This window comes from Terriglobia bacterium (genome assembly GCA_020072785.1).
Classification (GTDB): domain Bacteria; phylum Acidobacteriota; class Terriglobia; order Acidiferrales; family UBA7541; genus Acidiferrum.
The window spans coordinates 52371-74666 of the sequence record JAIQGG010000001.1; the positions used below are offsets into that span (position 1 = coordinate 52371).

Here is a 22296-nt window from a genome sequence, read left to right on the forward strand (position 1 = left end):
GATGGTCCTCGCTTTTTGGAGTTCAGGAAAATTGTGCCAGCTCAATGAGCAGACCGTCCGGATCGTAACAGTAGGTGATCACGCTGCGCCCCGTGCGGGTCAACCAAACAACCGTTTGATTTTGCCGCGACTGCACATTTAGCCTCTTGCCGCGGGTTTGTCAAGCGCCGAGACGCAGCGGCGGGCCAGCGCATTCCGGCGCCTGCTGATTCTAAGAAAGGGGACACCGTGGTTCCGGGTTATCGTGCGGTGCGGTCAGGGAAGAAAGGAATTGGTGCCCAGGAGAGGACTCGAACCTCCACTCCCTTGCGAGAACTAGGTCCTGAACCTAGCGCGTCTGCCAGTTCCGCCACCTGGGCACAGGTGAGATATAGGGCAGTAGAATTCATTTTGCCCACCGCACCGCGCTTTGTCAACGCGCTGGGAGCGCTGGAAGAGCCTACTCACATCGTATCCCCCTAGCAGAGTTGAAGTGTATGAGTCCGAAGAGGCGGGAGCGGAGGGAAGAAAAAACCGCCCACTGAAGAGGGCGGCTACAGGGACCGGGACAAGTTCCGCGGGTGGCCCCAACCCCCCTTGACTCCTATTGTCACCAGGTACCCTTCCCACGAGAAAGTGCTATACTCCGCCGCAGAGGCGGATTTCCCGCCCGCTCCATCTGCTCGTTCACCTGGGGGGCGGTTCCTTTGGGAGGTCACCATGGAGTACCTGCAACCGAACGTTCTAACCTTCCTTCTGATTGCCTGGGGTCTGGCCACAGCAACATTCGTTGTGCTGCTGATCCGGCGGAGCCTGCTCACCAATCAGGAGGATGATCAGCTCTTCCTCGATTCTGCGGAAGAGCATATGGCTGCCGAGCAGCGCATGATCGTGGCGAAGATCAGCGCGCTCTCCCGGCCCATTACCACAGCGGGCATCGCTTCCGGCGTGCTCCTGCTGGCCATGGCCGGAGTGTGGCTGTACGAAGGGCTGAAGAACTTCTAAGGCGCGGGCGGCCGTCAGGCCTCCGCGGCTCGCGGTACGCTGCTCACGGCGACGGGGGCTTGCTCTCCGGCTGTGACGGGTTTGGCGCGCCCGCGGGAGTTGTGGCCGGTGCGGGAGGCGCAGCCGTTTGGACGAGCGAAGTGTGGTTGTGCACGATCAGCCACTTCCCGTCGCGCTTTTCCAGAACCAGCGTGGTCTGGCCGCGCGCCGCGCTCTGCTGCCCGTCCACCACTCCGGAAAATTCCCACTGATAGCAAGCCCAGCCGAAGGTGCCACTCACATGCACATAGGTGTTCAGCCGGTCCATGCGCACCTGCTGCACCCGCGCACGCTGCCGCTGGTAATCCGCGAGATAGTTGGCCCAGCCGAGGATAGGCGGCTCCCAGGCGCCGCTGACGACAGATACGTCATCGGCGTAGGCCTTGTGCAGCAACTCGACGTCCCCTAGCTGCCACGCCGCGAGCATCCCGGAGATGGCCACGTCAATCTGTTTCTCCTCGGGGAGGGGAAGCGTCAGAGGGGCGGTGTCGATCGCCTTCTTTTCTTTCTTGGACTTTTTCTCTTTTTGCGCCGCGGCAGGCAGGGCGCCGAGCAGCAGCACGCATCCGCACAGGAACAGCAGCCCGGCAGCCCGCAGCTTCCTTTTCACGCTGACTCCATGCATGGGGTGTATCCCTCGCGCCGGCCGTCTTTCCTTGCCGACGGCAGCGGCGAAAGAATCATACGTCAGCGCAAGCGCGATGCGCTGAGGAGATTCACAAAAAGCCTGTACGCTCCGGGCACACCCTCGGGCATCTGCCGGAAGAAGGCCAGCCCCGTATAAATGTAGGTGCCCTGGCCGTAGCGCGTGTAAACCAGCCCGCCGTCGAGTTCCGGCTCGCCTGGGTCGTTCATCCCCAGCAGCGGCGTGTAACGCGCATCGAATTGGCTCCAATAATAGAGACCGCGCTCCTGCACCCAGCCCTGAAAGTCGTCCTGGGTGATCTTGTTAGGACGGTTCAACAGGGCGTCGCCGGGCTTCAGAAATTTCACGGGAGAATTCTCATCGGTGATGCGCGGCAGCGGACTGCCGGGCTTTCCCGGAGCGACCTTCGCGGGATAGGGCGCCGGTTGCAGCTTGTCCCACGCGAATTCGCGGTTGTACTGCACGACGAGCGTGCCGCCCTTGGCCACGTAATCGAGCAGGCGCTGGTTCGCGCCGGGCAGGTCGGAACGCAACTCGTAGGCGCGCACACCCACCACGATGGCGTCGAAGCGCGCGAGGTCGCCGAAGGCCAGCGCCGGCGCGTCCAGCAGCTCCACGCGAATGCCCAGGCGTTGCAGCGCTTCCGGGACCGGCTCGTTTTCCGCAGTGATGTAACCGACGCGCAGATTTTCCGGCACGCTGATCTCGAAGGCGTGCACCCGGCACTCCGCCGGTTCGCTCCACAGCTGAGTCGGCAGCGTGGGCAGGGGCTCGAGCGACGTGGTGAATTTTTCTTCGCCGCGTATGGCGTACGCGGCAATTGCGTAGTGCCCCGGCGCGAGCTTTTCCGGCGGCGTGACGCGGAAGCGCGCGTAGCGCTCGCCCTGGCCGGCAAATTTGAGCGCCTGCTCCGGGCCGGCCGTCCAGCCCCCCGGCACGTCCAGGCCCACGCGCACTTGGCCTGCCTGCGCGGCATTGGAATGCACGCGCACGAAAACGTCGAAAGGCTTGCGCGCCTCGCCGAGCACCGCGATCGCCTGTTTGGGCTCCACGGCCAGCGTGTACGCCGGCACGATGCGCAACGCCACACGGTCCACGCGGGTGGAGCTGGCCGCGACATGAATTACGGGCACGGCCGCGGTGAAGCTGTATCCCGCGACACGGACGGCCTGCTGCGCCTCCACCAGGGGCGGCGCTTCCGGCTGCAGTTGCGCCCAGGTGCTCATCGGCGGTGCGGGTTTTTCCACGGCCACGGTGATCTGCAATCCATTTGTGGGACCGCCCTCGCGCTTGCTTTCCTTCATTCCTTCCGGCAGCGCCAGACGCAGTTCGCCGGGCGCGCAGTCTGTTTCCTGGCGGCAGCGCGTCTTCACCGCGATGGTGAACGATTCGCCCGCGACGAGGTCGCTCTTGTCCGCCTGCGCACTCACTTCGACGCCCGCAGCCAGAGCCAGCGCCCGCTCGATGCGGCTGTGCGCGGCATGCAGCTCTTCCAAGAGAGGATCGCTGGCGCGCCAGTGCGCTGCGTGACTCCCGCCGGGATAGAGCGAGGCGACGGCCTGGGCGGCTCCGGCGAGCGCTTGCGCGGCCTTCCGCCAATCGAGCGCCAGGGCCGCGGTGCGCGCCGCGGCCAGATCCTCTTCGGATGCTTTCAGTACGGGGCAGAAAAACGCCGTGCCCGTGCAGCCTTCCGGCAAGGCATCGCCGCCGAGCGCGCGGAGCGGCTGCGCCAGGACGGCGGGATCGAGATTGGCGGCGGCATCTTCGCGTGTCAGGGCAATCGGGCGCCAGATGTAGGGCGAGCCGATAAATCCGGAAATGCCCTGGGTGCGGTGATTGATGAAGGCATCGAGGCCGATCTGCCGCCACGATTTGCCGTAGAGCGGCGAGATTTCGTCAAGCGGCAGGATATGTCCCTTCGGACTGTCGCCGCCGCGCTCGATGCCGAGAATCTCCACCGGATGCGCGCCGCCGCCCCAGGTGTTGAGGCCCTCCAGCAGCTGTGCGGGGAAGGCTTTCGGATCCGCGGCCATCTGCACGGCCTTTGGTGTGAGCAAGCCGGAAGCCTGGTGGTGCCCGTGGCCACTGTGGACGCCGCCCCAGTTGTTGATCACGATGTTCGGGCGGAAGGTGCGGATGACGCGGACCATGTCGTCGAGCACCTGGTCGCCCCAGATGCGCTCGGTCTCTTCCGGGGTCTTCGAAAAGCCGAAATCGGGCGCGCGGGTGAAGAAGAGCTTTACGCCGTAACCGCGGGTCGCCGCCAGCAGCTCCTGGGAGCGTATGAGGCCGAGCTGCGGCGCCTGTTCCGGACCGAGGGCGTTCTGGCCGCCTTCTCCGCGGGTGAGGGAGAGCAGAGCCACGTCGGCGTGCAGGCCGCGCGCCAGGTAGGTGAGCACCGAAGAGGATTCGTCGTCGGGATGCGCGGTGACGTAGAGAATGCGGGTGGTGACGCGGGCGCTGTCGATGGCCTCGACCGTTTCGGCCAGCCCCGTGCCGGTGCCCGGCGCGGGCGGGAATTGCGCCGCCGCGGGCGCGGCCAGCCACAGAGTCAGTGCTGCAGTCAAAAGCGCAATGATCTTCCTGGGCCGGTTACTCCGGCATGCAGTAGAGATCCCGCGACTGCGGGCCGCTAGAAGGCCTCGGCGCTCCGCGGGGGATGACACACTCAAAAGGTGATTCACACGGCCTCCGGTTGCTTGCCCTGCGCAAAGGGCCATTCTCTCACTAGCCGGGCGCGGAGGAGAAACGCCACCACGCCCAGCCCGATCACCAGCAATCCCCACTTGCGCGCCGGCCCCGTGGCCCAGAAGAGGCCCGCCCAGCCCAGCATGGTCAGCAGCGCGGGCAGCGGGTAGAGCCACATCTTGAACGGCAGACGCTCCGCGGGCCAGCGCCGCCGCAGAAGCATCACGCCCACGGCCTGCCCGATGAACTGCACGAGCAAGCGCATCGCCAGGATGGCCTTGATCACCGTCGCCAGCCGGAAGAACAGGCTGAAGAGAAACGCCAGGGCTCCGAGAAAGAGCAGGGAGAGGTGCGGAAAGTGCTTCTGCGGGTGCACGCGCGCAAACACCCGGAAAAAATTTCCGTCGAGCGCGGCGGAATAGGGCACGCGCGAGTAACCGAGCAGCGCGGAGAAGATCGACCCGAACGCAATCCACAGCACCATCAGCGTGGCCAGGTTGGCGGCGCGCGTGCCGTAGATGGTTTCCACGAAGGTACTCACCAGGAACGGCGAATTCTGCGCCTTCTGCCAGGGCACGACGCCCAGGATGCTGGTCTGCATCAGCAGGTAGAGCACCGCGATTCCCGCGATGGAGATGAGGATACCCCGCGGAATGTTGCGCTCCGGCTGCTTCATCTCTCCGCCGAGATGGCAGATGTTGTAGTAACCCCAGTAGGTGTAAACGGTGTTGACCATGCCGCCACCCAATGCGGCGAAGAAAACCCAGGAGAGGTGGAAGGCACCCGGGGGAAACGTGAACGCCAGGCGCGCGTTGAAATGCGTGGCCCCGCCGAAGATGAGCCAGAACAGCGTGGCCAGCACTCCGATCCATAGCAGGACGGAGATCTTGCCAACCGCCGTGATGCGGCGATAGAGCAGCACGACGAGGAGAAGCACCACGCCACCGGAGATGGCCTTCTGCTGCCACGCCGGGAACGGGTGCAGGTAGGTGGCGTACTGCGAGAAGCCGATCGCCCCGCTGGCGATGACCAGGGGCGCCTGGATCAGCGTCTGCCACACGAAGAGGAAGGACATCAGCCGGCCCCAGCGCGGCGCGCCAAAAGCTTCGCGCAGGAAAACGTAACTGCCCCCGGCGCGGGGCATCGCCGCGCCCAGTTCCGACCAGACGAGGGCATCGAGCAGCGCCAGTGCCGCGCCGCCGATCCACGCCAGCAGCGCCTGCGGCCCGCCCATTTCGCGAATCACCAGCGAACTCACCACGAACGGGCCGATGCCCACCATGTCGATCATGTTCAGGGCCACGGCTTCGCGCAGGCCCAGCCCGCGCTCCAAACCCGCTGGGGGGGCGCTTTGCGGCGTAGAGGGCTCGGGTTGGGTAGGCATCGGCAGGGGCACTCCGCGCAGGAACAGTGAGGATAGCAAAAAGGCCCAGCCGCGCCTAACGCGGAGCGCGGAAAAAGCTTTCCACGACCTTTGCGCTATCGGCTACGCCGGGTCCTGTTGCTCAGGCCAGAATTGTGGTATGATCCCCGTCGTAAATTCAGCAGGTCCGATCCCCCCTTTCGTTTTGGTTTCTGCTGGACTCTCCGGGGCCAGGTTGTCTGCTTCATCCCCTCCCGCCATTGCCCCGAAGCCCCCAACCGTTCGGAAGTTACAGGAGCGCGCGTGCCGCCACGAAAGTCTGGCGCAGGCGGAGCGCCGGGAAAAAGCCCATGGGCACAAAGATCTCAGGCCGCGGTGTCCGGAGGAAATTGCTTTCTCCTCGCTCCGCGCGCTTTGCGCTCGCCTCCCTGTTTCCGCTGATGACGGTGCCGGGGCTCTTTGCGCTAACCCTCTGGCCGCCCAACGCCCTGCCGCGCGAATTCGGCTACCTCGGCCCGGTCCGCGTGCTCGGGACGGGTACGACCGTCAACCTGCTTGTCGGCCTCGCTTACCTGATCATTTCCGTCACGCTGTTCTGGCTGATTCGCCGTGCCGGCCGCGCTCTGCCTTTCCCCGTTTGCTTCTGGGCGTTTGGTGTTTTCATTTTCGGTTCCGGAAGCTTGCACCTCCTGGAAGTAGCCATGGCCGGGAAGCAGGGGAACTGGTTCACAATCTCGTTTATGGTTCTCACTGCGGTTTCTTCGCTCGGCGCCGCGGCCGTCCTGCTCTTCGGTGCAAACAAGATTCTTGCCTTTGTGCGTACCGCCGCAGAAGCCGCGGAACGCCGCGGTAATGAACGTTTCCGCGTGATGATGCAGGCCGCGCCCACGAGCGTCATCGGTTTTGACACCGAGGGCCGCATCAACGCCTGGAATGCGGCCGCGGAGCGCCTGTTCGGCCAGGGTCCCGGCACCATCGCGGAAGCGGAGAGACGCATCGTTCCCGGGGACCGGATGGCCGAGCACGAAGATTTGCTGCAGAGAGCGCGCGCCGGGGAAGTGATCACCGGATACGAGACCGTGCGGCTGCGCGCCGACGGCGCGCCCTTTCCGGCCAGCATCTCCCTGGCCCCTTTTTACAGCGATCAGGACAAACTGGAAGGCCTGCGGATGAACGTTGAGGATATCAGCGCCCGCAAGCGTGCCGAGCAGGAATTGCAGGAGAAGACAGCCACCCTGGCGGCCGTGACCCAGGCGCTGACCTCCTTCCTGGATAGCGGCGACTGGAGCCATGCCAGCCAGCATCTCCTGCAATTCGCCCTGCGCCAGACGCAGAGCGAATACGGCTTTCTCGGCGTGCTGGTGGACGGCCCGGTGCTGCGCGTCCTCGCGCACGACGGCGTAGTCTGGGACCAAACCCTCGGCCGCGCCCTGTACGAAGAGAAAATGCGGCAGCAGGCCGAAACGGGCTATTTCGATGTGACCCACATTCACAATCTTCTCGGCTACGTTATCACCCAGCACGAACCCGTCATCGCCAACTCCCGCGCCAGCGATCCGCGCTCCGGCGCGCTTCCCCCCGGCCATCCCCCACTGGATGCCTTTCTCGGCGTCCCCATCTTCAAGGGCCAGGAAGCCGTCGGCTTGATCGCCGTGGCCAACCGGCCGGGCGGCTATTCCGCGAATGAGTTGCGGGCCCTCGAAACCATGTCCCAGGCCACCGGCGTGCTCTACGACAACTACCGCCAGAGCCTGAAACAGAAGAAGCTCGAGGAAGAGCAGAAGCAACTGGAAGCGCAGATGCGCCAGGCGCAGAAGATGGAAGTGCTCGGGCGGCTCGCCGGCGGCGTAGCCCACGACTTCAACAATATGCTGATGGTGCTCAGCGGCAATTCCGAGATGCTCGACAAATTCCTCCCGCCGCGCTCGCCCGCCCGCAACTATCTGCAGCAGATCCACCGCACCACCGAGAAGGCCGCCGGGCTCACCCGGCAGCTTCTGGCTTTCAGCCGCAAGCAGGTCGTGGAGCTGCGCCGCCTCAATCTCCACGATGCCCTATGCGAGGCCGAAACCATCCTGTCCCGCCTCCTCGGCTCCGATATCCAACTCGAGTTTGTGCACCAGGCGGCGGACCCCTGGATTCTCTCCGACCCCTCACAGATCGAGCAGGTCGTCGCCAACCTGGCCATCAATGCCCGCGACGCCATGCCCCAAGGCGGCCATCTGCGAATTTCCACGCGCCACGCCGTGGTTCTACCCCAGGATTTTCCCGGGGTGGGGCCTAGTTCGCGTGGCTGGATTCTCCTCGAAGTCGCCGATACCGGCTTCGGCATGGACGAAGCCACCCGCGCACAGATCTTCGAGCCTTTTTTCACCACCAAGCCCGTGGGCAAAGGGACGGGGCTCGGGCTCTCCACCGTATACGGCATCGTGAAGCAGAGCGGCGGGGGCATCCGCGTGGAATCCGCCCCCGGCCTGGGAGCGCGCTTCGAGCTGTATTTCCCGGCCGCGGAACCCCTGGAACCCTCCGCGTCCGTGCTTCCGGTTAGAGTTCCGGAGATCGTCCGCGGGGAAGGAAGGACGGTTCTGATCGCCGATGACGAAACGGCGCTGCGCCACGCCCTGGTGGAAATGCTCCGCGGTTCCGGCTACCGCGTCCTCGAAGCCACCAGCACGGCCGAAGCCCTGGAACTGGCTGCCAACTTTTCCGGCACCCTCGATGTTCTGCTCACCGACCTGGACATGCCCGATCTACGCGGCACCGAGCTCGCCCGCCGCCTCAGCGAACAGCACCCGGGCGTCCGCGTCATCGTCATGTCCGGCTACGCCGAGGAACTCCCGGAAACGCAGCTCCCCCCGAACAGCACCCTGCTGCAGAAACCATTTCCGTTTGCCGCGCTCCTCGAAGAGATTAAACTAGCGCATCCCCGGCCGTAGCCGTTCGCAACGCTACGCGGGATGCCAATCCATGCGCCGCCCCTTCTCGCTCTCGAAATTTGTCCTTTCCCTGCTGGCTGGCCTCCTCTTCGTTGCCGGAAGCGCCCGCGCCGGCCTCTCCATGCCGCCGGCGGCCTCCGCGGGCCTCGAAACGCTCTATGGCGGCGATCCCGACGCGGCCATCGCAGAGTTCCGCGCCCTGCAGCAGGCCCAGCCCGATCATCCTCTCGGCTATCTCCTCGAGGGGGAGGCGCGCTGGTGGAAACTCTATTGCGCCTCCGCCGAATTCAAATACGGCATGACCGACGCCTGGCACCGCGCCAAATCCGCCCCTACGCTGGCCGAAGACCGCGCCTATCTGGACCTGGCGCAGAAGGTGGTGACGCTCGCCGAAGCCCGCCTCCGCCAGGGCGACTCCGCCGAGATGCAGTTCTATTCCGGCATGGGTGAGGCGCTGGCCGCGCGCCTCTACGGCCTGCGCTGGGAAAAGGGCCCCGCGGCGCGCGCCGGTGTGCGCGCCCGTGAGCATCTGCTCCGCGCGCTGGCCCTGGACCCCAGCCTGGCCGACGCCGAGCTCGGCCTCGGCCTCTACAACTATTACGTGGACACCCTTTCCGCCATGGCCAAGGTGCTGCGCTTCTTCATGGGCATTCCCGGCGGCAGCAAGCGCGCGGGCCTGCTGCAACTCGAGCGCGCCATGACCCAGGGCACGCTGGCCCGTGCCGAAGCCCGCTTCTATCTTGCGAAAAACCTGCGCAACTACGACCGCGACTACGAGCACGCTCTCGCCGTCGTCGCCCCGCTCACCGCGCAGTACCCCGGAAATCCGCTCTTCGCGCTGCTCCGCGGCGACCTCAACGCCAAACTCGCCCGGAAAGAAGAAGCCGCCGCGTGGTACCGCAAGGCTGCCGCCCTCCCCCTGCGCGATGCCGAGTGCCGTCGCCGCATCCAGGACCTTGCGCAAGCCTCCCTCGCCGCTCTCGGCCCGGATTTCTCTCTGCCAGCGTCTCCCGCAGAGACAGCGCTCCCTCCGGCCAACCCCTAGCCCGGAGCGTCCCGGTCATTTGCGAGTCATGGACCACGGGTCATGTCACCCCTGCGAATTTCCGCGTGCTGCGCCTGTCGCCGTGACGCGGGCCAGCCCCGTCCAGCCGCCGCCGGTCGAACGGGAGCGACGGGCTAATTCCGGCTGGCCGCCGGGCAGGGATTTGCGATACTTTGAGGGTTATGCCCCCGCGATGGTTGTTCCCTTTTGCGGGCGGAGCGCATCGCCGGTTTCTGCTGGAGGTGTCCCGATGGCCATCACTTGCAATGTAAGTGCGGTTGCCGCGGAGCCGCTCGTCAACGGGGTCGAACGCCAGAGGCTTCTCACGCAAGAGCGCGTCGCAGGCACGAACATCCTGCTCGACCGGCTGACGTTCGCGGCGGGCGCCTCGTTCGAGTTCGCGGTTCCCGGGCAGAGCCTCGCCTGGTTCCAGATGCTCGCTGGCGAGGCCAGGATTACTCACGCCCAGGGCAGCGAAGCGCTTTCCGAGGTCCACGTCGTCTTTCTGCCCCCGGGCTTCCGGGGGACGCTGACGAGCGCTCGCGGGGCGCGCCTGCTTTACGCCGAGGTTCCCAACGCCACGCGCTTCGATCCCGCCCTCGCGGCGCATCCTCCCCAATTCCGCGTAGTGGATTGGACGCGCGAGCCCGTGCTCCACTCGCAACATGACGCGCGCAAGCGCATCTATCTCGCGACCCCCAAGCTCTTCGGCACCAAGGCCATCAAGGGCGAGATGATCATCTACCCGCCGGGAACGACCGCGGCGAACCATCATCACGAGGGCGCGGAGCACTTCATGTACATCCTGCGCGGCCACGGCACCGCGTACGCCAACGAGAAGCCCTTCCCGGTGCGCGAGGGCGACGTGGTGTACTACCCGGATCGCGAGCGGCATTATTTGTCTGCCGGGGGCGACGAGGACATGGTGTTCGCCGAGTTTTTCGCGCCCGGCGAATGCACCACCGTCTGGGTGGACGAAAGCAAGGTGTGCACCTGGCTGCCCACCGGCCGCGATATCCGCGGCGGCACGCCGGCGCGCGAAATCAAAGGCCACAGCCTGGCGGAGTCCGCGATTCCCCAGGACGTGTAAACGCGCGGCACCCGGCGGAAACATTCCGGGCGCTTCCTTCGTCCAGCAGACTGCGATAAAATTCCTTTTTTTAGGTTTTCTAGCGCCTGGCGCAATTCATCCCGACTTGGCCGGATCCCGGCCTCTTCTTTTCGATGCTTTGCCCGCCTGAAGGCCGCCGCTATACGTGTTTTTAGCCCTTTTCCGCGGCCTGCTAACGAGCAGGGATGTTTTTAGAGAGCTTTGACCCATCCCGGAAAACTTATCGTAATCGGCAATTGAGTGTGTTATGCTCCGGCCAATTTCTTGAACATGGGGGGCTGGGGACCTCGCCGTGTCGCTTACCTAAACCTCGACCGGGCCTCGAGACACGGACGGAAGTCCACTGACCATTACGAGTTCAAACTTAGGAGTGGAGGGGTGATTATGCTTCGTTCAATGATCTGCGTTTTGTTGTGTCTGATCTTTTCACTGGCAGCGATGGGACAACTCCCGACTGCCACCTTGAATGGAACGGTGACGGATCCGCAGGGCGGATCGGTCGCCAGCGCTAAGGTCACGATTACCAACCAAGGCACAGGCATCGCGCGCGACACGACCACCGATGCGCAGGGCTTCTACACCTTCGCCAACATGGCTCCGGGAGACTACACGCTGCGCATCGAGGCTCCCTCGTTTGCGACCTCGGAAGCGAAAGATGTCCGCTTGGAGGTTGGCCGCACCACGACGGTGGACGTGAAGCTGGTCCTGGCTAAAGTGGGCCAGGTCGTAAATGTGCAAGTGGGCGAGGTGCAGGTCGAGCTGACCCAGTCCGAGGTCCAGGGCTTGGTGGAATCCCAGACAATAGAAAACATCCCTTTGAACGGCCGCAACTTCCTGGAGCTGGCCTTCCTGATTCCCGGCAACCGGCCGGCGACCAATTTTGATCCGACCAAGACGAATACCCTGGAAGTTTCGTCGGCAGGCGCGTTTGGCCGTGGCGGCAACCTGACGATTGACGGCGGTGACAACAACGATGAGGTCGTTGGTGGAACGCTGGCCAACCTGCCCGAAGACAGTGTGCAGGAATTTCAGATCGCCACGAACAAGTTCACCGCGGAAGTGGGCCGTTCGGGCTCCAGCATCATCAACATCATCACCAAATCCGGAACCAATGACCTGCACGGCTCGGCCTTCCTCTTCTTCCGGCACAAGACGCTGCAGGGCCTGCCCGCGACCTTTGACCGTACCCAGCCCACGCCCTCGTTCGCCCGCGAACAATTCGGCGGATCCGCCGGCGGGGCGTTTAAGAAGGACCATGCATGGTGGTTCGTCTCCTCGGAGTACCGCCACCAGACGCACGCGGTCTCCGTGGGCCAGCGCGATTTCACATCGAACACGGTTGTCAGCGGCTCGGCGCCCGCGTTCCTCCACGATTTTCTTCTGGACGCGCGCACCGACTTCAGGCTGACGAGCAAGGACACCCTGGCGGTGCGCTACTCGTTCAATCGCTCCCTGGGCATTGACAACGGCAGCTTGAAGCAAGCGCAAGGCACGGCCGCCAACCGGCAGTCCGCTCTGAATCGCTTCAATTCCGTGCTCGCCAACTGGACGCGCATGATTTCACCGAGCGTGATCAACAGCCTGATCTTTCACGCCGACTACTTTTTGAACGATATGCCGGCCTTCAGTCCGGATGATCCGATCACCAATCCCGGGGGACTGGCCGCGGGCAACGAACTGCGATTCCCCACCCTGCAGGACGGAGCCAACTTCCGCATTCCGCAGATCACGAAGTTCAACCGTTACCAGCTCCGCGACACCCTGAGTTGGGTGCTGGGCAATCACACCGTGCGCTTCGGCGGCGAATGGCAGCACCTCAATACCTACGCGCTCTTCGACCTCTACGGCAGCGGCAGCATTGTCCTGACCCAGAATTTTGCCACTCAAGACCTGAACGGAGATGGCTTAATCAATGACCTCGACATCCCCATTGCCTATGCGCTCCAGAGTGCGGCGCCCTCGCGCCCGCCGAGCGTTCCCTTCTACCCCAACGCCTATTTCGGCACCTACGTTCAGGATGATTGGCGGCTGCGGCCAAGTTTCACCGTGAACATGGGTTTGCGCTGGGAGTTCGACGACGTCGTAGGCGACGCCAGCAACCTGCGCCCCTGCCCAGACCTCACCACTGCGGATAACACCTGCGAGTTCGCCGAGAATATCCTGGGCACCCATAGCGGGAAGGACCTGAAGCAGTTTGGGCCGCGCATCGGTTTCGCCTGGGATCCGCTCAAGCACGGGGAGACAGTGGTCCGGGGCGGTTACGGCATCTACTATGACCGTGTAGTCACGGAGGTGCCTCTGCTCGAGCTGCTCTTGAACGGGCGCATTCTGCCCTTGGCGGCGTTTAACGGCTCGACCTGCACTTCGGCTATTGCTCCGGCTTCGCAAGACCAGACGCTCGGCGGATGCTTCTATAGCGATTCCACTTATGATCCGGGCACACCCACTCTGGCTGCTCCCTTCTCCGGGGGAGCAGCCGTATTCGGCATCGGCGTCAACCATATCGACCCGAAAGCCAAGCATCCCTACGTCCAGCAATTCACTCTCGGCGTGCAGCAGATGTTCGCCAAGAACTGGCTGATTTCCGCCGACGGCCTGCACAACTTCGGGCAGCGCTTCCTGTGGGGCCGGCTGTTGCGCAACACCACCAGCACCTCGCCGAATATCGTCTGCACGAACGGATTCGACCCGTGCACCATCACCGACCCGCTGACGGGGCGTTCCGACCAGGTGACCAACATCGAGTCCTCGGCCAAGAGCTGGTATGACGCATTGCTCTTCAGCCTGCAGAAGCGGCCCACGGGCAGCGCCAATTTCCGCTGGGGCTTCAACGTCAACTACACGCTCTCGAAAACCCTCAACTACTCGAACGACGACCAGATTCCCTTTAACGGCGCCGAGGATGCCGTCAACCTCATCTTCCGCAGCAACAACTCGCAACTAGAGAAGGGCTATGCGCCCACCGACGAACGCCACCGCCTCGTCTTCTACGGCGTTTTCGAGGTGCCCTGGAAGATCACCCTCTCACCTATCTGGACCCTGAGCTCTTCCGTGCCCATGAATTCGCTGGTGCCGGCCCTGGGCACGCGCCTGCCCCTCCTGGCGCGTAACGCCCTGGGGCGCAGCATTACGACGGGAGCTGAGTTGAACACGGTCATTGCGGCGTGGAACGCACTGCCGGTGTGCAGCGGCGTGAACCAGATTCCCTGTAACCCTGGGATCACGCTGAACCCAGTAAACCCCAACCTGAAGTTTGGCAGCAGCTTTAACTCCTTCGACCTGCGGGGCACCAAGACCTGGACTCTGTTCAAAGAACAGAAGCTGCAATTCATTACCGAGGTCTTCAACCTCTTCAACGTCACCAACATCCGCGGCCTGAACGGCAACAACTTCTCGGGCTACAACAACGACATCACTTCCCCGGGCTTCAATCAGCCGCTGCGCACGGCCGGCGGCTTCTTCGGCTCGGGCGGCCCGCGGGCGTTCCAGTTCGCATTGCGCTACACGTTCTGATCCGTGTCGTAAACGCGAAAGGGGGAAGTCTGGAGGATGTGGCGGGGGAGAGCCAGGCGGGTTCTCTCCCGCCATTTGTGTCTTGGCGCGGATGCGATCCGCGGGGAGGCTCCGGAGCGTCAGAGGGGAAGCAGTTCGAAAACGGACAGTTTTCGGCAAGGGCGAAAAAGGATATCTTCAAGGAAGTAACCGCTTGCACCAGTCGAATTTTCCACGAGGATAGCCGCGAGGAGCGCCCATGCACTCTGGCTCGCCGCAGAAAACCAGAGCGGCGCTGAAAAATCCGCTGCTGTACACGTCGCTGGCGCTGGGCGTGGCCCTGCTCTATGTGGCCTGGATTTTTTTCGGACGCTGGCAGGAGAACCGCGCGCTGGAACAGCGCGCGGCGGAGAAGCGGCGCGCCGAGGACCGGCGGACGGTGGAATCCCTGGGCGGGAAGCGCCTGGAAATCCAGACTTTTTATGCTTCTCCGGGGATGGTGCGGCGCGGGGAGACGGCGCAGTTGTGCTATGGGGTGGCCAACGCCAAGAAGGTGACGCTGGAGCCGCCGGTTGGACCGGTGTGGCCGTCGTATTCCCGCTGCCTGGACGTAAACCCAACGAATGACACGACCTACACCCTGACCGTGGAAGATGGCCAGGGAAACAGCAAGAGCGCGACGCTGACCATCCAGGTGCGCTAGGCAGCCGCGCGGCGGCCATCCAGGGACCAAGCCGGAGTTGCTCTTGTGGCGGGAAATCGCCCCACACTATAATAGAAGCTTGCGGGGATAGACCGGCCTCCCAGTGGCCGCTCGCCCCGCAAGACCTTTTTGGAAGAGACCTATGTCCGACCCACTGAGCAAGATCAAGAAAAAGCTTCAGGAAGAGATCGCCGCGCTGGAGCACGAGCTGAACATTGAGCTCCCCAAGGAGATCGCGGTGGCGCGGGCCCACGGCGACCTCTCCGAGAACGCGGAATACAAGTACGCCAAGGAGCGGCAGGGATACGTCAACGCGAAAATCGGCCACCTGAAAAAGCGCATGGGCGACCTGGGGATGCTGAACCTGACGAACATCCCGAAAGACCGCTCGGGCTACGGCTCGCGCATCTGGGTGATGGATGTGCAGAGGTCCGTGAAGGTGGAATACAAGCTGGTGAGCACCGAGGAAGCCGACGTGGAGAAGGGGCTGCTCTCCACGACCTCGCCGATCGGCAAGGCGCTGCTCAACCGGCGCGTGGGCGACGAGGTGCAGGTGCAGACGCCCGCGGGAATCAAAGAGTTCGAAATCGTGCGCCTGCTGACCATCCACGAAGACGACTAGATTTTCCACCGGAATTGCGCGGGACACTTTCCTGCCTGTCCCGTTGCTGCGCAAAACGATAAAACCAAGAGGACCGGCAGGAATGCCTGTCTTGCTTCCTCCCGTCTGGACAAAGCGGCAGCGCTTTGCCATGCTCGCCGGGATGAAACCCTCTCTGATCGTGCATGGTGGCGCGTGGGATATTCCGGACGAGGCGGTGGAAGCCTGCCAGGATGGCCTGCGGCGCGCCCTGGAGGCCGGCTGGGCGATCCTGTTGCGCGGGGGCGCGGCGCTGGACGCGGTGGAAGCGGTGATCGTGGTCCTCGAAGACGCCCCGGTCTTTGACGCGGGCACCGGCTCGCACCTGAACCTGGACGGGCGCGTCGAATGCGACGCCATCGTGATGGACGGTGAGACGCTGCGCGCCGGCGCGGTGGCCGCGGTGCAGCGCATCCGCAATCCGATCCGCCTGGCGCGCGCGGTGCTGGAGAACTGCGCGCACATGATGCTGGTCGGGGAAGGCGCGGAGCGCTACGCGAAAGACCAGGGCATGGCCTGGTGCGATCCGGAAGAGCTGGTGACGGCGGCGGAGCGCGAAGCCTGGAAACGCTGCCGCGAGGGAATGCACGCCGCGGCGCACCACCGGGGCCACGAGCAGGGCACGGTCGGCGCGGTGGCGGTGGATCGCGAGGGACGGCTCGTCGCCGGGACCTCGACGGGCGGCACCTGCTGCAAGCTTCCCGGGCGTGTCGGCGATTCCCCGCTGATCGGCTGCGGCTGCTATGCCGATGCCACCGCCGGCGGGGTCTCCTGCACGGGCCATGGCGAGGCCATCATGAAAATCGTGATGGCCAAGACCGCGGCGGACAACCTGCGGCGGCTCGCGGACTCGGATGAAAAACCGGCGGAGCTGGCCATGCTGGCGGCCCGCGAAGCGGTGCGCGTGCTGGCGGAACGCGGCCGCGGCACGGGCGGGCTGATCCTGCTCGACCCCGACGGCAATCCCGGCTACGCCTTCAACACCCCGCGCATGGCCTACGGCCTGGTGGACGCGCGCGGCGCGCTCGTCACTGGGGTCTAGCCTGGAAGCAACGTCCGCAATCCCGTCAGAGTTTCCAGTCCATCCTGTCGTTTCCGCAAAGATTTCGCCTGGTTCGAACGCATGCGGCGGAAGCCACCCCACGGTGCCGGACCGCGGGGCCAGCGCAGCAGGAGCGCGCCCGACGGAAGCCTGTGCTACCGGGCTAGCGGCGGGAAGAGCGGTTTGCCAGGCGGCCGTGGTACAGGTCGGCGATGGCGTAGGTGACGCCGGCGAAGACGGTGACCCGGGGCAGATGGCCGTAGACGGCGTAATAGGCGCCGGCGTCGAGAACCAGCCAGGGGCGCAGCGCGTAAGTGGGAGCAGCGAGCAGGGTCAGCGTCGCCGGCGAATCAGTGTTGGCCCAGCTGAAACCAGCAATCTCCGCGGTCACGCCCCACTGTTTCGTGAAGGAAGTAGACCAGGAGAGCGCGGAGAAGTAGCTGCGGTCTAGGCCGCTGGCGCCCTGCCGCCCGAGAAAGTTCACACCTTCGTTGACGTCGAAATGCTGCTTTCCGAAATCCTTGCTGACCAGGACAAGCGCCTGGTGACTCGTGGCGCCGATTCCCAGGCCGTTTCCCGCCGTCGGCAAAAACGCCGAATACAATACGGAAACCGTGGGCCGCTTGCCTTTCTGCGGAAACATCTTCCATTTGAAGCCCGCGCCGCAATCGCCCATTGCGGAGATACCGCCGTCGCGTTCATAAGGATTATGAAGAAAGCGAAGTTCCAGGTTTTTGAACAGGCCGAACTTGATCAACCCGTTGATGTTCTGGTGCCCGCGGCCACCTTCGAAACCGTATTCGATTTCCAGGACTCCGCGCTGTACGGCCTCTCCGGTAGTGGCCAGCGTCGGGCGATTAGGCACGGCCGCGATTTGCTCCCCGCCGGGGTCCGGGGCCTGCGCAAAGACGCGCGGAATGCAAGGTCCGAACCCGATCGTGGAGAAGGCCAGGGCGGTGATGGCGGCTTTGCTCGGTATACGCATGGTCTAGCGGCAAAATCTGAAAAATTTTAGCACGCGCAGGACCCGTGGCCCTGCTTTTGCCGCACCGCAAAGCTTGTGCGTTACTCCTCCGGCAGGTACCCCGCGGGGGTGCTGCCTCGGCGCGCGAGTAAACACCCCGCCCTGCAAGAGCGCTCTCCTGGCGCCGCGGCGCCGGGCCGCACATTGCTCCGGGCGAAGGCGTGTGCTAGCATCCGGAATTTCAGGGAGCGGTCCGGGCACTACTGCCTGCTCTGAGCCTCGCAGCATGAGACCCCAGGATGGGCCGCGCTCTCCTGCCAGCACCAAACGAACCTCGGCGGCGGCCTGCTGCCCGGTAGACCCCCGCCCACTGGGGGACTGCATGAAGGCCTATCTCACCAAGGACATCCGCAACGTGGGCATTGTCGGCCACGGCGGCACCGGAAAAACGCAACTGGTGTCGTCGTTGCTCTTCACCGCAGGCGCCACGCCGCGTTTCGGAAAGGTTGCGGACGGCAGCAGCACCACGGACTGGGACGAAGAAGAGATCGCGCGCAAGCTGAGCATTCAGACCGGGCTGGCGTATGCGGAGTGGCCGGCCACGGGCGCCTCCGAAAAAGTGAAGATCAATCTCCTGGATCTCCCCGGCTACAGCACCTTCATCACGGAAACGAAAGCCTCGTTGATCGCCGCGGACGCCGCGCTGATCGCCGTGGACGCCCACGTTGGCGCGCAGGTCACCACCGAAAAGGTCTGGGACTACTGCATGGAGTACGACATCCCGCGGGCCTTCGTGCTCACCTGGATGGACCGCGAACTGGCCAGCTTCGAGCGCTCCCTGGAGTCGCTGGAGCAGACCTTCGGGCGCACCGTGGTCGCGCTGCAGCTGCCCATCGGCACGGAAAAGGGCTTCCGGGGGGTGATCGACCTGGTGGCTATGAAAGCGCATTTCTACAAGCCGGACGGCGACGGCAAGGCCACCGTCGAAGAGATACCCGCGGCGCTGGCCGACGAGGCCAAGGAAGCTCACGAAAAGCTGGTGGAGATGATCGCCGAAGGCGACGACGCCATGATGGAGGAGTTTTTCCGGGAAGGCACCATCCCCATCCACGACCTGATCCCCGCGGTGCGGCGGGCCATCGTCGCGGAAAAGATCGTGCCGGTGCTGATGGTCTCCGCGCTGCGCAATGTGGGCACGGCCAGCCTGCTCACCTTCCTCGCCGACGCCTTCCCGCATCCCGACGAGCACGCGCAGGTGGGCTTCCGGGAGCCCGGCGGCAAGAGTGAGCGCGTGGAGCGCAAATACGACGACGCCCAGCCACTCTCGCTCTTCGTGTTCAAGACCCTGGCCGATCCCTTCGCCGGGCGCATCAACTACTTCAAGGTCAAGAGCGGGGTGCTGAAGAACGACGCCACCCTCAGCAATTACAACCGCAACCTCCCGGAGCGTTTTCAGCACATCCAGGTGGTGCAGGGCAAACAGCTCTCCGAAGTGGCCGAATTGCACGCGGGGGACATCGGAGCCATCGCCAAGCTGAAGGAGACGACCACCGGAGAGACCCTGGGGGATAAGGCGGCGCCCATCTACTATTCGCCGGCGCAGTTGCCGGAACCCTCCATCACCTTCGCCATCGAGCCCAAGACGCGCGCCGACGAAGACCGCTTCGGCGTGGCCATCCACAGGATCCTGGAGGAAGATCCGGCGCTGCGCTTTGCGCGCGACCCGCAAACCAAGGAGTTCCTGCTCTCCGGCTCGGGGCAGCAGCACATCGAAGTGGTGGTGGCCAAGCTGCACAAGCGCTATCACGTAGACCTTACGCTCAAGCCCCCCAAGGTGCCCTACCGCGAGACCATCCGCGGCAAAGCCGACGCCGAAGGCAAGCACAAGAAGCAGACCGGCGGGCACGGGCAGTTCGGCGTCTGCCGCATTAAGATGGAGCCGCTGCCGCGCGGCAAGGGCATCGAGTTCGTGGACGACATCTTCGGCGGAGCGATCCCCAATAACTGGATCCCCTCGGTCGAAAAAGGCATCCGCGACTCGGCCGCGCGCGGCTATCTGGCGGGCTTCCCGGTGACGGATTTCCGCGTCAGCCTGTACGACGGCAAGTACCACGACGTGGACTCCTCGGACATGGCCTTCAAGATCGCCGGGTCCCTAGCCTTTAAGGAGGCCATGAAGCAGGCCAGGCCGGCGCTGCTCGAGCCGGTGATGAACGTGGAGGTGTACGGGCCCGACCAGTATTCGGGGGACCTGATGGGCGACCTCAGCTCGCGGCGCGGGCGCATCAGCGGCAGCGAAGTGCGCGGGCACAACGTGATCGTCAAGGCCCAGGTGCCGCTCGCGGAGATGCTCAGCTACGCCACCGACCTGACCTCCATGACCCAGGGGCGCGCCACCTACACCATGGAGTTTTCGCACTACGACTACGTGCCGGGGGAACTGGCGGAGAAGGTGATCGCCGCGGAGAAGGCCAAGCGCGGCCTCGAGCCCGTGGAAGAAGAGGTGTAGGAGCGTGATCCGCGGCTGGTGCTCGCTGGCCCGTGTCGCGCGCGCCCGGCTCGCGGGCGGCTGCTGCGCGAGCCGCAGCGCCCCGTGGCCGGCGTGACTCCCGGATGATGGCGCGGTCAGGATTTCCGATCCAGCACATCCCGGATCTTGCGTCCAAGAATGTTGGGAACGTAGGGTTTTTGCAGAATCATGACGTTGTCTTTCACCATCGAAGCGAGCAAGGCGGATTCTGAAGAATACCCGGTGGTGAAGATCACCGGGATCTCCGGCCGGATCGCCCGCATGCGCACCAGCGCGTCCGGGCCGCTCATCAGGGGCATGACCACGTCGAGCAGCAGGAGGTCAATGGACTCCTGGTGCTGCAGGAACAGCCGCAGGGCTTCCTCGCCATTCGCGGCTAAGAGTACGCGATAATCCAGCGATTTCAGAATTTCCTGGATGGCTTCGCGGAGATCTTCGTTGTCCTCCGCCAGGAGAATTGTTTCAGTTCCGCCACGGACTTCGCAGGCCAGGATTTCCTTGTGAGTTTCCGCCGGCCCGGCGCCCACGGGAAGATAGACGCGAAAGGTCGTGCCGCGGTTCACTTCGCTCTCGGCAAATACGTATCCGTTGTGCTGTTTCACAATTCCGTACACCGTGGCGAGTCCTAGACCGGTTCCCTGGCCAAGTTCTTTCGTCGTGTAAAACGGTTCGAAAATGCGCTCCATCGTCTGCGCATCCATTCCCGTACCGCTATCCGACACGGAGAGCAGCGCATAGGAGCCGGGACGCACAAACTCGGGAAACGAACCGCGGCCCTCGCCGATTTCGACTTCTTTTGTTTCGATGAGCAGTTTTCCTCCCTGCGGCATCGCGTCTCGTGCATTCAAGCAGAGATTGGTCAGCACTTGTTCCGCCTGGCTGGGGTCCGCCCAGACGGGTCCTAGATCGGGAGCCAGGTGGATCTGGACCTGAATCTGTTCTCCGATCACTTTGCGGAGAAGATTGAGAGTCTCCGTGACCAATCCGTTCAGTTCGATATTGCGCGTTTGGAGGATCTGCCGCCGGGCAAATGCCAGCAGCTGCCGGGTCAGCCCCGCGGCGCGCTGCGCCTGGTCGTGAATCTTCTTGAAGCGTTCGCGAAAACGGTTGTCGGGCGGGAGTTCGTCATATCCCAGTGTCGCCCAGCTCAGGATGGCGGCGAGGGCGTTATTGAAATCGTGGGCGATTCCGCCCGCCAGCTGTCCAATGGATTCGAAGCGCTGCAATTGCCGGACCTGCAATTCCAGACGCTTGCGCTCCTGGCGTTCCCTGTATTCGCGCAGCTCGCGCTGCACCGCGGGGACCAGTCGGCTCAAGTTGCCTTTCATCAGGTAATCCTGGGCCCCGCATTTCAGCGCCGCGACCGCCGTTTCCTCGCCGATGGTGCCGGAAACGAAGATGAAGGGGATTTCCAGGCCATTCGACCGCGCCATATTCAGGGCATCAAAGCCGGAGAAGTGGGGCATGGAATAGTCCGAGAGGATCAGGTCCCACTTTTCGGCATGAATCGCCGCAGTCATTGCCGCCGCGGAATCGATCCGCTGAGCCGTCACCTCGAAGCCCCCGTGCTGGAGCTCGCGGAGAAGCAGCTCGGCGTCGTCTTCAGAATCCTCGACGATGAGCAAACGAAGCGGCGTCCTCATTCAGATCCTCCGGGGGCTGGGGGGCGGTTCATTCAGAATCAGCCAGTACAATCCAAGCTGCCGTACGGCTTCGATAAACTCCCCGAACTCAACGGGCTTGCGCACATAACTGTTCGCCCCAAGGCCGTATCCGTTGATGCGGTCCTTTTCTTCATTCGACGAAGTGAGGATCACGACCGGAAGCAGCCGCGTGCGTCCGTCCGCACGCAGCCGCTTCAAAACCTCGAATCCATCCAGCTTCGGCAGTTTGAGGTCCAGAAGAACTACCTGGGGCATCACGCGTGTGTCTCGCCCGGAGTGGATCCCTTGTCCAAAAAGGAAGTCGATCGCTTCCTGCCCATCCCGGGCGGTCACGACTTCGTTGCTGATATTGTTCCTCTTCAAAGCGCGCAAGGTGAGTGCTTCATCATCGGGATTGTCTTCCACGAGCAAGATTGCGGTATCGTCCATGCGTACCTCCCCTTCAACGG

General features: G+C 63.9%; 15 protein-coding genes and 1 tRNA gene. 9 read left to right on the forward strand and 7 right to left on the reverse strand.

Annotation, left to right across the window (positions count from 1 at the left end):
• Positions 1–272: 272 nt before the first annotated feature.
• Positions 273–359, reverse strand: a tRNA-Leu gene (locus tag LAN61_00210).
• A 340-nt stretch (positions 360–699) separates the two neighbouring features.
• Between LAN61_00210 and LAN61_00215 the strand changes: the two genes are divergently transcribed.
• Complete coding sequence (locus LAN61_00215; protein ID MBZ5538919.1) at positions 700–984, forward strand: hypothetical protein; 285 nt, start codon at positions 700–702, stop codon at positions 982–984.
• Between the two features lie 43 nt (positions 985–1027).
• Here the strand turns inward: LAN61_00215 and LAN61_00220 are convergent, their stop codons facing one another.
• The 3 genes from LAN61_00220 to LAN61_00230 all read right to left on the reverse strand — a co-directional run bounded on the left by LAN61_00220 (position 1028) and on the right by LAN61_00230 (position 5741).
• The gene (locus LAN61_00220; protein ID MBZ5538920.1) at positions 1028–1633 is read right to left on the reverse strand and encodes a nuclear transport factor 2 family protein; all 606 of its coding nucleotides are present in this window, start codon (positions 1631–1633) and stop codon (positions 1028–1030) included.
• Between the two features lie 77 nt (positions 1634–1710).
• Positions 1711–4236: a PIG-L family deacetylase gene (locus LAN61_00225; GenBank protein ID MBZ5538921.1), complete on the reverse strand. Its 2526-nt coding sequence runs from the start codon at positions 4234–4236 to the stop codon at positions 1711–1713.
• A 113-nt stretch (positions 4237–4349) separates the two neighbouring features.
• Positions 4350–5741 (reverse strand): APC family permease, encoded by a 1392-nt coding sequence (locus LAN61_00230; GenBank protein ID MBZ5538922.1) that lies wholly within the window; start codon positions 5739–5741, stop codon positions 4350–4352.
• Positions 5742–6109: 368 nt separating this feature from the next.
• Between LAN61_00230 and LAN61_00235 the strand changes: the two genes are divergently transcribed.
• The 7 genes from LAN61_00235 to LAN61_00265 all read left to right on the forward strand — a co-directional run bounded on the left by LAN61_00235 (position 6110) and on the right by LAN61_00265 (position 16689).
• On the forward strand, positions 6110–8656 hold the full coding sequence (locus LAN61_00235; protein MBZ5538923.1) for a response regulator: 2547 nt from the start codon (positions 6110–6112) through the stop codon (positions 8654–8656).
• Positions 8657–8687: 31 nt separating this feature from the next.
• Positions 8688–9701, forward strand: coding sequence for a hypothetical protein (locus LAN61_00240; protein ID MBZ5538924.1), 1014 nt, complete (start codon positions 8688–8690; stop codon positions 9699–9701).
• Positions 9702–9951: 250 nt separating this feature from the next.
• Positions 9952–10791 carry a cupin domain-containing protein gene (locus LAN61_00245; protein ID MBZ5538925.1) on the forward strand — a complete coding sequence of 280 codons (840 nt, stop codon included), beginning with the start codon at positions 9952–9954 and terminating at the stop codon, positions 10789–10791.
• Positions 10792–11196: 405 nt separating this feature from the next.
• Positions 11197–14325: a carboxypeptidase regulatory-like domain-containing protein gene (locus LAN61_00250; GenBank protein ID MBZ5538926.1), complete on the forward strand. Its 3129-nt coding sequence runs from the start codon at positions 11197–11199 to the stop codon at positions 14323–14325.
• A gap of 238 nt (positions 14326–14563) precedes the next feature.
• Complete coding sequence (locus LAN61_00255; GenBank protein MBZ5538927.1) at positions 14564–15007, forward strand: hypothetical protein; 444 nt, start codon at positions 14564–14566, stop codon at positions 15005–15007.
• Positions 15008–15149: 142 nt separating this feature from the next.
• Positions 15150–15629: a transcription elongation factor GreA gene (locus LAN61_00260; GenBank protein ID MBZ5538928.1), complete on the forward strand. Its 480-nt coding sequence runs from the start codon at positions 15150–15152 to the stop codon at positions 15627–15629.
• A gap of 142 nt (positions 15630–15771) precedes the next feature.
• Positions 15772–16689, forward strand: a complete 918-nt coding sequence (locus tag LAN61_00265) for an isoaspartyl peptidase/L-asparaginase (GenBank protein MBZ5538929.1) — start codon at positions 15772–15774, stop codon at positions 16687–16689.
• Positions 16690–16852: 163 nt separating this feature from the next.
• On the opposite strand, the gene LAN61_00270 is transcribed toward LAN61_00265, so the two are convergent.
• The gene (locus tag LAN61_00270; protein MBZ5538930.1) at positions 16853–17674 is read right to left on the reverse strand and encodes a transporter; all 822 of its coding nucleotides are present in this window, start codon (positions 17672–17674) and stop codon (positions 16853–16855) included.
• A gap of 361 nt (positions 17675–18035) precedes the next feature.
• Between LAN61_00270 and fusA the strand changes: the two genes are divergently transcribed.
• Positions 18036–20162 (forward strand): elongation factor G, encoded by a 2127-nt coding sequence (gene fusA, locus LAN61_00275; protein ID MBZ5538931.1) that lies wholly within the window; start codon positions 18036–18038, stop codon positions 20160–20162.
• 116 nt (positions 20163–20278) lie between these two features.
• On the opposite strand, the gene LAN61_00280 is transcribed toward fusA, so the two are convergent.
• Both LAN61_00280 and LAN61_00285 read right to left on the reverse strand, forming a co-directional pair.
• The gene (locus tag LAN61_00280) at positions 20279–21826 is read right to left on the reverse strand and encodes a response regulator (protein MBZ5538932.1); all 1548 of its coding nucleotides are present in this window, start codon (positions 21824–21826) and stop codon (positions 20279–20281) included.
• Positions 21827–22276 (reverse strand): response regulator, encoded by a 450-nt coding sequence (locus LAN61_00285; GenBank protein ID MBZ5538933.1) that lies wholly within the window; start codon positions 22274–22276, stop codon positions 21827–21829. It lies immediately after the preceding gene.
• Positions 22277–22296 lie beyond the last annotated feature (20 nt).

Coding starts and splice junctions, on each gene's coding strand:
- LAN61_00215 (MBZ5538919.1), top strand. CDS start 700: ATGGAGTACCTGCAACCGAACGTTCTAACCTTCCTTCTGATTGCCTGG.
- LAN61_00230 (MBZ5538922.1), bottom strand. CDS start 5,741: ATGCCTACCCAACCCGAGCCCTCTACGCCGCAAAGCGCCCCCCCAGCG.
- LAN61_00240 (MBZ5538924.1), top strand. CDS start 8,688: ATGCGCCGCCCCTTCTCGCTCTCGAAATTTGTCCTTTCCCTGCTGGCT.
- LAN61_00245 (MBZ5538925.1), top strand. CDS start 9,952: ATGGCCATCACTTGCAATGTAAGTGCGGTTGCCGCGGAGCCGCTCGTC.
- LAN61_00250 (MBZ5538926.1), top strand. CDS start 11,197: ATGCTTCGTTCAATGATCTGCGTTTTGTTGTGTCTGATCTTTTCACTG.
- LAN61_00255 (MBZ5538927.1), top strand. CDS start 14,564: ATGCACTCTGGCTCGCCGCAGAAAACCAGAGCGGCGCTGAAAAATCCG.
- LAN61_00260 (MBZ5538928.1), top strand. CDS start 15,150: ATGTCCGACCCACTGAGCAAGATCAAGAAAAAGCTTCAGGAAGAGATC.
- LAN61_00265 (MBZ5538929.1), top strand. CDS start 15,772: ATGAAACCCTCTCTGATCGTGCATGGTGGCGCGTGGGATATTCCGGAC.
- LAN61_00270 (MBZ5538930.1), bottom strand. CDS start 17,674: ATGCGTATACCGAGCAAAGCCGCCATCACCGCCCTGGCCTTCTCCACG.
- fusA (MBZ5538931.1), top strand. CDS start 18,036: ATGAAGGCCTATCTCACCAAGGACATCCGCAACGTGGGCATTGTCGGC.
- LAN61_00280 (MBZ5538932.1), bottom strand. CDS start 21,826: ATGAGGACGCCGCTTCGTTTGCTCATCGTCGAGGATTCTGAAGACGAC.
- LAN61_00285 (MBZ5538933.1), bottom strand. CDS start 22,276: ATGGACGATACCGCAATCTTGCTCGTGGAAGACAATCCCGATGATGAA.